Origin of the sequence: Shimia sp. R10_1 (assembly GCF_017744095.1) — a bacterium.
In the GTDB taxonomy this organism is placed as follows: Bacteria; Pseudomonadota; Alphaproteobacteria; order Rhodobacterales; family Rhodobacteraceae; genus Shimia.
On sequence record NZ_JAGHQX010000007.1, the window covers coordinates 1 to 12,451 of the forward strand.

A 12,451-nucleotide genomic window follows, 5' to 3' on the forward strand; every position below is an offset into this window, starting at 1 on the left:
AGACCTCATCGACACAGGCTTCTACTACTATGACGCCTCAAACATCGACGACCCAAAAATCCAGGCCGTCCTCTACGACTAAAAAAACAAGGCCCGCCAATCTGGCGGGCCTCACCAGTTCAGAGATGAGTGCAGTGTCGGGGTTTGTCCCGCTGATCAGTCTGGGGTGTCGCAGCCGCGATATGATCCCTGCACCCCCTGAATGAAGAACCACATGCCTGACATGCCGCATGTTGGATCTCACCGCGCAGAAGGCGCGACAATCTACTTGAAGGCGCATCTTTAAGCCTATGATTCAAATGCGATTTATCTAGAAAAATTTTCAATTTTGAAACCGCCAAACAAAGCGCTGAATATCTGCCCTTGCCACGCCATTTTTTCTAAAAATCCGTTGACACTTCAGATATGAAGTGGATTTATATATGAAACGTCAGCCTTTGGGAGGAGGAGGATGATTCCAGCATCCACGCTGGCGCAGGAGGATTTCCTAGCGCAGAACAGCAAGATCACAATGCAGCTTCACGGGATTGGAAAATCATTTTCCGGGGTGAGCGTGCTGCGTGATGTGAGCCTTCAGATTTCAGGTGGTGAGATCCACACACTGATGGGCGAAAATGGCGCAGGCAAAAGCACACTGGTGAAGATCATCAGTGGCGTGCAGGGGCCGAGCTTTGGGACCATTGAAATTGATGGGCAGGAGGTGCAGTTCAACTCGCCTGCTGAGGCCAACGAGAGTGGCATCGTGATCATGCATCAGGAGTTGAGCCTGATCCCGGAGATGACAGTCGCGCAGAATGTCATGCTGGGCCAAGAGCCGATGATTGGCGGTGTCATGGTGGACAGCCGCAAGCTGCGTGCAACGGCCCAAAAGGCGCTGAAGAAGTTTGGCTTCTCTCTGGAAGTGGACACGCTGGTGAAAGACCTGCGGGTTGGCGAACAGCAACTGGTGGAGATTGCGCGGGCCTTGCTGATGGATGCGCGGCTTTTGATTATGGATGAGCCGACCAGTGCGCTTTCACAGGCCGAAGCGGATATCCTGATGGAGGTGGTGCGCGATCTGGCGCAGCAGGGTGTGGCGATTGTCTACATCTCTCACCGTATGGATGAGGTTTTTGAAATCTCTGACCGGGTCACGGTTTTGCGCGACGGCGACATGATCGGTACTACGCTGGCGGCGGATACGACACCTGAAGATCTGGTCCAGATGATGGTGGGGCGGTCTGTTGAAATCAAACCGGTGATCCGCGAGACGCCTGCCGCGTCAGAGACGGTTTTGTCGGTGCGAAATCTGAGTGCAGAGGCGGGTGGTCGTCAGGTTCTGGACGCGGTGTCCTTCGATCTGCGGCGTGGTGAAGTTCTTGGCATTGGCGGCCTGCTTGGCGCTGGTCGCACCGAATTGCTTGAGACGATTTTTGGCGCGCGCGGCGACAGCTTTGCCGGGGAGATCCTTGTGCATGGCGAAAGCGTGCGGCTGGCAACCCCGTCTGATGCCGTACGTCATGGTTTGGCGTTGATCACCGAGGACCGCAAAGGCAACGGGCTTTTGCTGGATCGCTCCATCGCGGACAATGTGATCTTGCCTTTGCTGCCGCTGAAGTCCCGCTTTGGTCTGTTGTCAAAAACCCAGCGGGACGTGGAGGCCGAAGATGCGATTGCGCGACTGCGTGTGGCGGCGACCGGTGTGGAGCACGTTGTGGGAAGTTTGAGCGGGGGCAACCAGCAAAAGGTTGTGCTTGGCAAATGGTTGGCCACATCGCCGAGTATTCTGCTTTTGGATGAGCCAACGCGCGGGATCGATATCGGTGCGAAAGATGAGATTTACGATCTGATTGGGCAACTGGCAGATCAAGGTATTTCAGTATTGTTTGCGAGCTCTGAAATATCTGAATTCATGGCGGTTTGTGACCGCATGATCGTGCTCTGTGACGGGCATGTCGCTGGAGAGCTGACGCGGGACGAGATGTCCGTGGACGCGATCAAAGACCTTTCTATGCAATTTGACCAAGCGTGAGCCGAGACATGAGTATGACAGACGCCCGTCCCCCTGCAACTTCCAAGCCCAGTGTCGAGCAAAAGGCCGATCGAAACTGGCTGCTACAGCTTTTGGACAAGACAAAACTTTACTGGGGCCTTGTGGCGCTGATCGTGTTTGGCGCGTTGACCTCGCCACTCTCGTCCAAAGGCAACAATATCTTTCTGTCGCTTGGCAACCTGACGGATATTCTACGACAGGTTTCCGTGACAGGTATTGTCGCCGTTGGCATGACGCTGGTGATTTTCATTGCTGGGATTGATCTCTCGGTGGGGTCGATAATGGCGCTTGGCACCGTGATCTGTGCAATGCTGCTGACCCAGTCGGGTTGGACGGCTGCGAGCATGTTTTCTGTACCTGCGACCGGCGTGATTTTGTTTGTTGTGGTTGCAGCGCTGATCTTTTTTGTGCAGTCGCAGATGCGTGTGGCAAGTACAAAAGATCAGCCGAGCGTGCCCTCAAGGTTGCCCTCAATGGCGATTGGTCTGGTGGTGGCGCTGGCAGCGATGTTGTGGCTTGGCTTGCAGGTTGATGACAAGTTCGGCGTGATGGGGGTTCTGATTGCCGTACCTTGCGTTGGCATCGTCATGGGCACACTCAATGGCGCGCTGATCGTTTATGGCCGCTTGCAGCCTTTCATCGTGACACTCGCAATGATGGTGGGGGCGCTGGGTCTGGCGCGGGTGATTGCTGGACAGGATACCGCGGTCTATCCAGTCTACACCGGAAGTAATGCGGTGCAGGAATTTGATGTGCTGCGCAGCCTGCTGTGGGGCGTGGTGCCGGTGCCGGGGCTATTCTTCCTCGCAATTCTCGCAATCTTCTTTGTGCTGACGCGTTTCACCACCTTTGGCAGCTATCTGCTGGCGATTGGCGGCAATGCGGAGGCCGCGCGTCTGGCCGGGATCAATGTTAAGCGCAATACGATTGTGACCTATGCGATTGCGGGCGGGCTGTCGGCGCTGGCGGGCATTCTTTATGTTGCTCAATTCCGTCAGGGCAAGCCGGATGCAGGCCTTGGGCTGGAACTCGATGCGATTGCGGCTGTGGTGATCGGTGGCACCAGCTTGATGGGGGGACGTGGCGCGATCTTGGGCACCTTTGTGGGTGTGCTGATCTTTGGCTTCCTCAGCAATATTTTGCAGCTCAACAACATCGACAGCAACACCCAGCTGATCCTGAAAGGTGTGATTATTATTGCCGCCGTCCTGTTGCAGGAAGGCCGGATTGAAGAATTCCTCTCTGCGGTGAAACGCAAGATCCGTGGAGAGAAATAGCCCTGACCTCGCAGTTTGGAGGACCGGAGATCAGGGCATTTGCCAAACAGCCTACTGGCTGAACCATGACAAGGGAGAAGATTATGCAAAGAAGAACTTTCGGCAAGAGCCTATGCGTTGCGGCGCTCGCAGTTACAACCAGCGCGACAGCGCTGTTGGCGGCGGACAACTATGTCATTGGCTTTTCACAGGTGACAACGGTTGAACCATGGCGTGTTCAGTTCAACAAGGACCTGCGGGCGGAAGCGGCGCTGCATGATAATGTGGAGTTGTTGATTGCGGATGCGAATGATCGCACCGAGAAGCAGGTTGCGGATGTAGAAAACTTCATCCGTCAGGAAGTGGATGCGATCCTGATCTCGCCAAAAGAATCCGCGGGTCTGACCGGTGTTGTGGAACAGGCCACAGATGCGGGCATTCCTGTATTTGTGCTCGACCGCAACGTGGACACGGATAAGTTTGTGCAGTGGGTCGGTGGCGACAATGAACTGATCGGCCGCGCGGCGGGTCAATTTGCACTGGACAAACTTGGTGGTGAAGGCAGCGCGTCCGGCACCATCGTCGAAATCTGGGGTGGGCTTGGCACGCAAGCGGCGCACGACCGCGCAAATGGTTTCCATGAAGCGTTTGAGGGTGAAGCCGGTGTGAAATTCCTGCTTGACCAGCAGTCGGGCGACTGGAAGCAGGACACGGCTTACGACATCATGTCGACCGCGCTGCGCAACTATGAAGATATCTCCATGGTGTATGGTCACAATGACCCGATGGCCTATGGCGCCTATCTGGCGGCCAAAGATGCAGGGCGCGCAGATGACATTCTGTTTATCGGCGTAGATGCATTGCCGGGTGAAGGTGTCACTTGGGTGGCCAATGGCGAGCTGGCGGCAACATTCCTGTACCCGACTCCAGGCGCTGAAGGGTTGCGTCAGGCGCTGGCCTATCTTGGTGGTGAAAAGGTCGAGAAGTCGGTTGTGATGGGCACAGAAGCGGTCACCGCTGAAAACGCCGACGATATCCTTAAGCGTAATGGCTTGAAGTGATCCCCGTGCGGCCCTTGACCTCCCCCAAGGGTCGACAAAGTCTGCGCAGGAGCTTATGGCTCCTGCGCAACTTGCTTTAAATTCCTGAGCTTAGCGACCGCCGTGACCGAGCCAATCAGCAGACTGCAAAAATACTCAGCACCGGCCCTGGAGAAGGGGTTGGACATTTTGGAGCTTTTGTCGCTGAGACCCGGTGTCGCGCTGACACATGCAGACATCGCCAAAGGCATTGGCCGTTCAAAGAACGAGATTTTTCGGATGATGGTGGTGCTTGAAGAGCGCGGCTACATTCGCCGGGGCGAAGGGGATGTGTTTTTTCTGACACCAAAGCTGGGTGAGCTTGGCGGTGTCCGAAACCCGACTGGTCAGATGATTGATATTGCGCGCCCTTTGATGGCGCAGCTTTCCCAGAAAATTGAGCAATCCAATCACTTATGGGTCATTGAAGACAGCAAAATGCGGGTTGGTGCGGCTGCGAGTGCGGCTGGTTCTTACAGTCTTGCATTGAGCGAGGGGGTGCAAGCGCCGGTGTTTGGGTCTTCTGCTGGGGCGTGTTTCCTAGCGGGCTTGCCGGATGCAGATGCCCGCCTGCAAAAACTCGCCACGATGGATGAGTTTGTCGCGGCAGGTGCGTATGCGCCTTTTGATCAGGATGTAGAGGATTGCGCGCGTATGGATGTCTGTGTTCTCTCCCATGCTGAGAATGCTGGTATTGTGGAGGTTTCCGCGCCGCTTTGGACCAAAGGTCGCACAAAAGTGGTTGGCGCGTTAAGCGTGCCTATGATCCGGAGTGGCGATCGCCCAAATGAAATTGGTGCGGTGGTTGCCGCATTGAAAGAGACCACAGAAGCCATTCGCGCGAAACTGGTTCTTTTGGCTGTCTTTGAGGAAGTCATCTAAGACCCAGATTGGGTCTTTTTATGGGGTGTGTTGTGTGATTAACCGACCCCACAGCATCTCATAGTGTCCCAAATCTAAGCCCAGTTTTTACTCCAAAGCACTTATCCTTGCTCCCGCCATGTGGGCTGAGACTACGCCAGCCGCGCGATCGGTCACAGTGGTTACGCGCGGTACACAAGCACCGAACAGGATGCGTGGCGCACCACCCGCGCGGCAGTAGAGCCGAGCAGATAGTCAGACAAATCTGGTTTATGTGACGCCATTACAATGCAACCGATGTCATTGTCTGCTGCGTATTCCACAATCGTGCGATAGCTGTGACCGGTGACGATCACCGGTTTGACCTCCGGATGGGAGGCGGTTTTTTCCCGCAATAGGTCCTTGGCAGTTTCAAAGCCCTGCTGCAGCAATTTTTCACCGAGAGCGGCTTTTGCCATGCTGTGTGGGGATTCGTAGACATGCAGAGCGATGATCTCGCCGCTGGGTTTACAGAGCGCCTTGGCAGCTGCAAGTGTTTCGGGTGAAATGTCGTGATTGAGTGCCATGGGCACGAGAATTTTATCGTACATTGCCATCTCCTGTTTGCGGCCTCTCGGTGTTCAGCTCGGGCTTAACGCCAAGGGGTAAGTATGACTTTGGGCGCGGCCACTGTGCCTGCGTGCAGCTCTTCAAATGTGCGCACACCCGTTTCGAGCGTACGTTCTTCGAACCACTCCAAGGATCCCAGAGCTCCGGCAAAAAGTGCCTGTGCGGTGTCCTGAAAATCCTGGGAGGTATAGGTGTAAGTTCCAATAAAGGTCACTTCCTGAAGCGTCATGCGTCGAATGTCCAAACCGCCCAAGTCTTCGCCGAGGCCGATATGAGCGACCACGCCTCCGGGTTCAACGTGCGACGATGCCGCAGCGCGTGTGGCCGCGATACCGACAGCGTCGATGATGAGCGGCGCAGCGCGTTCCGGTTTCGGCAGGATCTGCGCGGCACAATGGTCGCTGAGGAACTTGGCGCGGGCTGAATTTGGCTCAACGATGTCGACCATTGGCAGCCCTTGGGCACGCAGGCTGAGGTAGCTGGCAAGCCCAATGGCACCTCCTCCGATGACCAATGCGCGCGGTTCCATGGCTGGATGCAGGGCTTCAAGCCCCAATCGTGCAGCGTGCCATCCCACCGCCAGCGGCTCTGCCAAGGCAGCTTTGCTAAGCGGGACTGCATCCGGGACAGTGACCAGGTTTTCAGGAGGCAGCGCGACAAATTGTGCGAAGGCACCTTCGCGTGGTGGCATGGAAATGATCTGTCTTTGGGGGCAAAGGTTCTCGCGCCCGGAATGACAGGCCGCGCAATTTCGGCAAGTCACCAGTGGGTTGAGTGTCACACGGCGGCCCTTCTCTGGGCCTTCTTCGACGATGCCTGCTGCCTCATGACCGAGGATCAAGGGGGCAGGGCGACGGCTGTCATGACCCAAGAAGGCGTGCATGTCTGAGCCACAGATGCCAACGGCCTCCACCCGTATCAGTGTGTCGCGTTCCTGCATGGCGGGCATGGGGACGTCTTGAAAGCGAAGCGTTTTGGGGGCGTCGTAGATGAGGGCTTTCATTTGGCGGTATATCCTCCGTCGACCATAAGGAGCTGACCTGTCACGTAGGCCGAGGCGTGAGAGCAAAGAAACAACAGGGGGCCGTCGATGTCTGTCATCTGTCCATTACGTCCAATGCAGGTTTGGGCGGCATTGCGAGCAGCGCGGTCTGGATCTTCAAAGACGGGTTGGGTGAGCTCTGTCGGAAAGAAGCCTGGGCCAATTGCGTTTACGTTGATGCCATCAGAGGACCACGCTTCTGCCATCGCGCGGGTCAGCTGTGCAATTCCGGCCTTTGTGGCTCCATAGGCAATTCCGCCCGGGAAGGCGCGCGTTGTTTGCAATGAGGCAAAATTGACAATCCGCCCCCATCCTTTGGATTTCATGGCGGGCGCAAAGGCTTGGCTGACAAAGAAGGGCGCCGATAGATTTAGGGCGAGGGTCTTGTCCCAGCCGTCAGCGGTGACCTCATCTGCGGATTGCCGCGTGTTGATGCCTGCTGCATGGATGAGGATATCGGGTGTGCCGAAGGGCGCGGAGACCGCATTTCTGAGATTTGGCAGCCCTTCGCGGTTTGTCACATCAAACGCAACAAAAGCTGACTTTTCGCCAAGCTCTTCGGTCAGTGAGAGGAGTTCTGGTTTGCGACGGGCGACGGCAATGACATTTGCGCCAGCGGCAGCGAGGGCAAAGGCCGCGCGGCGTCCAAGGCCGGAACTGGCGCCCGTGACACAGGCCGTTTTGCCTGTCAGATCAAAAAGCGCACGGGGATCATCCATTGGCGGAAAGATCGAAGTTTTCGCCTGGGAAGTATTTTGCGAGGCGCGCGTCGGCGGCGCGGGCGTGTCCTTCCATGCCTTCAAGGCGTGAGATGCGCGCGGTGGCCTCTGCAACAGGTTTTGATCCTTCGCGCGTTGCCCGCTGCCATGTCACGATTTTCATGTATTTGTGCACAGACAGCCCGCCTGTGTAGCTGGCGGCGCGAGAGGTGGGCAACACATGATTGGTGCCGGCGGCTTTGTCGCCGTAAGAGACAGTGGTTTCTTCGCCTAGAAACAGTGAGCCATAGCAGGTGAGGCGGTCAAGCCACCAATCAGGATCTGCAGTTTGCACTGTCAGGTGCTCTGGGGCGTATTCATCGGAAGTCGCGGCCATGTCTTCGCGGTTGGCGCAGAGGATGACCTCCGCATAGTCACGCCAGGCGGCGGAGGCATTGTCGCGGTTCACCTCTGGCAGGGTGGCGATCAGATCGGGGACGCGGGTCAGCACCTCTTCGGCCAAGGCGCGATCATCGGTGACGAGCCAGACTGGCGAGTTGTAGCCATGCTCTGCCTGACTGACGAGATCGGTTGCGACGATGTGGGGATCGGCGGTGCCATCTGCGAGGATCAGGCTGTCTGTCGGACCGGCGATCATGTCGATGCCCACGCGGCCAAAGAGGATGCGTTTGGCCTCAGCCACGAACTGGTTGCCGGGGCCGACGAGGATATTGGCTTTGGGCAGACCAAAGAGGCCAAAGGTCATGGCAGCAACCCCCTGAACGCCGCCCATCGCTAGAATACGATCCGCACCGCAGATATGAGCGGCATAGGCAATGGCAGGAGCCACACCCACGCCGGGCTGTGGAGGGGAGCAGGCGGTGATGTGGCGACAGCCTGCGACTTTGGCGGTGGTGACGGTCATGATCGCGCTGGCAATGTGGCTGTAGCGCCCGCCGGGGACGTAGCAGCCAGCCGCATCCACCGGGATCGCTTTTTGGCCGGTGATAAAACCCGGGATCAATTCGGTTTCAAAGCTTTTTACCGTGCCCTTCTGCATTTCGGCAAAGCGGCGCACATTGTCATAGGCAAACAGAATGTCGTCCTTAAGTTTGTCAGGCACCAGTTCTGATGCGTGATCAATGTCAGCCTGTGTCATCAGGGTTGGGCCATCGTATTTGTCAAATCTGGCCGCATATTCCAGCGCCTTTGCATCGCCACCCGTTTCGATGTCATTGAGGATTGTCTTTACCGTTTCGTGCACATCCGAGGCATCAGATTTTGGGGTCAGCGTTGCTTTCTTCAGATAGGTTCTGGCCATGGGCGAGGTCCTTTGTTGCGCAAGCAGGGTTATTGGCCGTAGATGAAATTGGGCAGCCAGAGAGCGATTTGGGGGAAGAGGAAGATCAGGGTGAGGCCGATCAATTGGATCACCATGAACTGCATCATGCCGAAATAGATGTCGCGCAGGTCCCATTCCGGCACGACGCCTTTCAAGAAATAGGCAGAGAGCGCCACAGGCGGGCTGAGCCAGGCTGTTTGCAGGTTTACCGCGACCAAGATCGCGAACCAGACAAGCAGGTCATTGGTGTTTTCAAAGCCCAGATCAAGCGAAGTGACTGTGGGGATCAGGATGGGCACAATGATCAGCACGATGGGCACCCATTCCAGAGGCCACCCCAGCAGGAAGATCAGGGCCATAATCAACATGAGGATGAGCACAGGGCTCATGTCGAGCGACAAGAGAAGCTCGGTCAACATCTTTGGCGTCCCAAGGTTGGAGAAGACGGCGCCAAAGAAATTTGAGGCGGCCACCAAAAACATGATGAGCACTGTGATTTCCAAGCTCTTCAGAAGGGCCTCATAGAGACCGGGGATCGTGAATTTGCGGTACAGTACCGACAGTACAATCGCGCCGAACGCGCCGCAGGCAGAAGCTTCAGCCGGTGTAGCCCAGCCCGCGAGAATGGATCCGAGTGCGAAGGCAATCAGCACCGTGGGTGGCACAAGCCCCATGAAGAATTCATACCAAAGTTCAGAAAAGTAAAACCCTCCCGGTCGGGTTTTGTTGAGCCAGCCGTAGACGGCAAACATCACTCCAATCCACGCGCAGGGCACCACCAACGCGCCGAGCGGAAAGCCAAAGCCCTCTACAAGGCCACGGGTGATAAGCCAGATCAAGAAAACCAACGAGGCCATCACCAGAATGACTTCGAGCAGGTAGTATGGAGATGTTTCAGGCTGTTCTTCTGGCGGTAGGATTGGGCCGAGATCCGGGTTCAGCCAACAGCGGCCCAGCGAATAAAGTAGGTACAGTCCAGCGAGCATGATGCCGGGGATGATGGCGGCGCGGAAGAGGTCGGTTACTGGCACTTCGAGCACAGGTCCCATCACAATCAGCATGATGGAGGGCGGGATCAGAATGCCCAATGTGCCGCCTGCTGTGATGGTGCCTGCGGCGAGGCGCACATCATAGCCGGATTTGTTCATCGTACGGGCGGCCATAATGCCGAGGATCGTGACCGATGCGCCCACAATGCCGGTTGCGGCGGCGAAGATGGTAGAAACAAACAGCACGGCGATGAAGAGGGCGCCGCGGGTGCGGCTCATCATCATCTGCACCGCTTGGAAGAGCCGCTCCATCAGGCCGGCCTGTTCCATCACGATGCCCATGAAAATGAAGAGGGGTACCGCGACCAGTTGATCAGAGAGCATCACCGAATTGGTTTGCAGTGTCATCAGGAACGTGGCGAGTTTGAAATTCGCGCCCCATGTGCCGAAGACAAAACCAAGGAAGATCAGGGTGAAGGAAATTGGGAAGCCCACAAAGATGGCAAACAGCATCACGGCGAGCATGATGAGGCCGATGGTGGGTTTGTCGATGCCCGGCCCGCTGCCAAAAATGCTTTCCCAGACATCCCCAAGCGGCAGTACATCGGGGAAGAACACCCCCACGGTGACGACCGTGAGAACAATGGCATAAAACGGCAAGATGCGCAGGAAGATCCGTTCACGCTCTTTTCCCATCTGATGGAAGGCGCGGAAGAGTTCAGGGAAACCTTGCAGAAACAGCAGCGCGGCGCCGACTGGCATGGCAAGACGTGCTGGCCATAAGATCGGGGCCCATGTGCTGTCTGCGGCTGTTTCATTTACCAGAAAAGCCTTCAGCCAGTATTCTGTTGAAACCCATGTAAAAAACAGCATCGCGGGCAGGTAGAAGGCCATGTAGAGCGTCGCATCGACTGTGGCCTGCGTCTTGGGGGACCAGGTGCGGTAGAGAAAGTCGGCGCGTATATGCACCCCGCGCAACAGCGCGTAGCCTGCAGCGGCCATGAAAAGTACGCCGCCAATCATGCGGCTGATGTCATAGACCCACAGCGTCGGGCCAAGCCCCCAAGCGGTTGCGACACTGTGCATGCCGTTTTGGGTGAGGATCGCAAACATATTGCGTGAGACCACTTCAAACACGATCGCGAGGATCAGTGGCAGCATCAGAAGGCAGATCAGCCGTCCCGCCCACATGTTCAGGATATCGATTGCCGCAGTGATTGGCCGCTGCCACGGCGTCATGTCGTCTGGCGTCTCACCTGGTTGTTCTGTGCGCCTTTCAGCGATCAGCTCATCGGTGATGTCGAGCTCGTCTGGTGTCACCTCTTCGGCCATCTGGCACGTCCCCGTTGAAAAGTATTTGTGTTTTATCTGTGTGGGTCTGCCCCAAGCAGCTTGCGGCAGACCAAGGTGTAACGCAGGTTTATTTCAGGCTGTCAGCAAACGCTTTTCCGAGGTTTGCGTTTGAAGTCTGTGCCCCTGCCCAGAACGGAACTGCGATTTCGGCAAAGTCTTTTTGGGACTGCCAGACTTCGGCGAAAAATTCATTTTCAGCCGCCGCTGCCTCAAGGGACGCCTGCGCCGCGGTCATGTATTCGCTGAAGTAGTCCGTTGGGGTATCATGCAGTTGCACGCCGTGGTTCTCTGTCAGATCCTTGAGCGCCTTGCCGTTCTCAAAAATACGGTAGGACATTGCCTTTGACAGGGAGGCATTGGCCGCTACTTCCAGGGCTTTTTTCTCTGTATCTGTGAGACCCTCATAGACATCGCCATTGATGTAGAGGTCTGCGTTCACAACCACCTGATGCAGACCCTGCAGGTAGTAGTGTTTCAGCACTTTTTGAAAACCAAAGACGGAGTCCGGCTTGGGGCAGCACCATTCAGCCGCGTCAATTGTGCCTTTCTCAAGCGCGGGCAAGATGTCTCCGCCGCCCATGGCAACTGCCGCCACGCCGATATCGCTGTAAGCTTTCCCTACCATGCCGGGGGGCGCGCGGAAGCGCAGCTTGCGGAAGTCGTCCATGGAGGCAATCGGTTCTGGGAACCACCCAAGCGCTTCAGGGCCAACCGGTTGCAGCATGAAGCCTTTGACGTTAACTCCCATTTCGTCCCAGAGGCGGTCATAGAGCTCTTTACCGCCGCCATATTGAAACCAAGACATGAATGCGATGTTGTCCAGTCCAACACCTGCGCCCGCGATTGGAGCCCCAAAGAGGTTGGCTGCAGGGTGCTTGCCGCCCCAATAGTGGGTCCAGGCAAAGCCCCCCTCGATCAGGCCGCTGTCAACGGCATCAAGCGTTTCACGCACACCCACAACTGCCCCTGCGGGCAGAACTTCGATCTTCACAGATCCATTTGTCAGAGCGGCCACATCTGCGGCAAACTCATTTAGCATTGTCACTTCGTCTGCCTGTGCCGGGATCACGGATTGTACCCGGATCACCGTTTCTGCAAACGCCGCTGATGCGGTCAGGGCGAAGGTCGCAACGCCCACCGCAACGGATTTCAAATTCAGCATTTTAGTTCCTCCCTAGATGTATGCCTCC

10 protein-coding genes are annotated in these 12,451 nt (G+C 56.5%); 4 read left to right on the forward strand and 6 right to left on the reverse strand.

Translation table 11 applies throughout. The features are described 5' to 3' along the window. The first annotated feature begins 451 nt into the window (after window positions 1-451). The 4 genes from J7413_RS13830 (at window position 452) to J7413_RS13845 (ending at window position 5,249) form a co-directional block, all read left to right on the forward strand. Window positions 452-2,011, forward strand: a complete 1,560-nt coding sequence (locus J7413_RS13830) for a sugar ABC transporter ATP-binding protein (RefSeq protein ID WP_209099170.1) — start codon at window positions 452-454, stop codon at window positions 2,009-2,011. Window positions 2,012-2,019: 8 nt separating this feature from the next. After that, the gene (locus J7413_RS13835) at window positions 2,020-3,309 is read left to right on the forward strand and encodes an ABC transporter permease (protein ID WP_209099172.1); all 1,290 of its coding nucleotides are present in this window, start codon (window positions 2,020-2,022) and stop codon (window positions 3,307-3,309) included. A gap of 83 nt (window positions 3,310-3,392) precedes the next feature. Continuing rightward, entirely contained in the window at window positions 3,393-4,349 is a 957-nt protein-coding gene (locus J7413_RS13840) for a substrate-binding domain-containing protein (RefSeq protein ID WP_209099174.1), read from the forward strand. 102 nt (window positions 4,350-4,451) lie between these two features. Next, entirely contained in the window at window positions 4,452-5,249 is a 798-nt protein-coding gene (locus tag J7413_RS13845; RefSeq protein WP_348538754.1) for a helix-turn-helix domain-containing protein, read from the forward strand. A 161-nt stretch (window positions 5,250-5,410) separates the two neighbouring features. Here J7413_RS13845 and J7413_RS13850 read toward each other — a convergent pair whose 3' ends face one another. The 6 genes from J7413_RS13850 to J7413_RS13875 form a co-directional block, all read right to left on the reverse strand. Beyond that, window positions 5,411-5,818 (reverse strand): universal stress protein, encoded by a 408-nt coding sequence (locus J7413_RS13850; RefSeq protein WP_209099179.1) that lies wholly within the window; start codon window positions 5,816-5,818, stop codon window positions 5,411-5,413. Window positions 5,819-5,859: 41 nt separating this feature from the next. Continuing rightward, a complete protein-coding gene (locus J7413_RS13855) occupies window positions 5,860-6,840 on the reverse strand; it encodes an alcohol dehydrogenase catalytic domain-containing protein (protein WP_209099181.1) in 981 nt (326 codons plus the stop codon). Then, complete coding sequence (locus J7413_RS13860) at window positions 6,837-7,598, reverse strand: SDR family oxidoreductase (RefSeq protein WP_209099183.1); 762 nt, start codon at window positions 7,596-7,598, stop codon at window positions 6,837-6,839. The genes J7413_RS13855 and J7413_RS13860 overlap by 4 nt, the downstream gene beginning before the upstream one ends. Next, window positions 7,591-8,898: a histidinol dehydrogenase gene (gene hisD, locus J7413_RS13865; RefSeq protein WP_209099185.1), complete on the reverse strand. Its 1,308-nt coding sequence runs from the start codon at window positions 8,896-8,898 to the stop codon at window positions 7,591-7,593. Before hisD ends, J7413_RS13860 begins: the two co-directional genes overlap by 8 nt. A gap of 29 nt (window positions 8,899-8,927) precedes the next feature. Continuing rightward, complete coding sequence (locus J7413_RS13870; protein WP_209099187.1) at window positions 8,928-11,240, reverse strand: TRAP transporter large permease subunit; 2,313 nt, start codon at window positions 11,238-11,240, stop codon at window positions 8,928-8,930. An 88-nt stretch (window positions 11,241-11,328) separates the two neighbouring features. After that, entirely contained in the window at window positions 11,329-12,423 is a 1,095-nt protein-coding gene (locus J7413_RS13875) for a TRAP transporter substrate-binding protein (protein ID WP_209099189.1), read from the reverse strand. Window positions 12,424-12,451 lie beyond the last annotated feature (28 nt).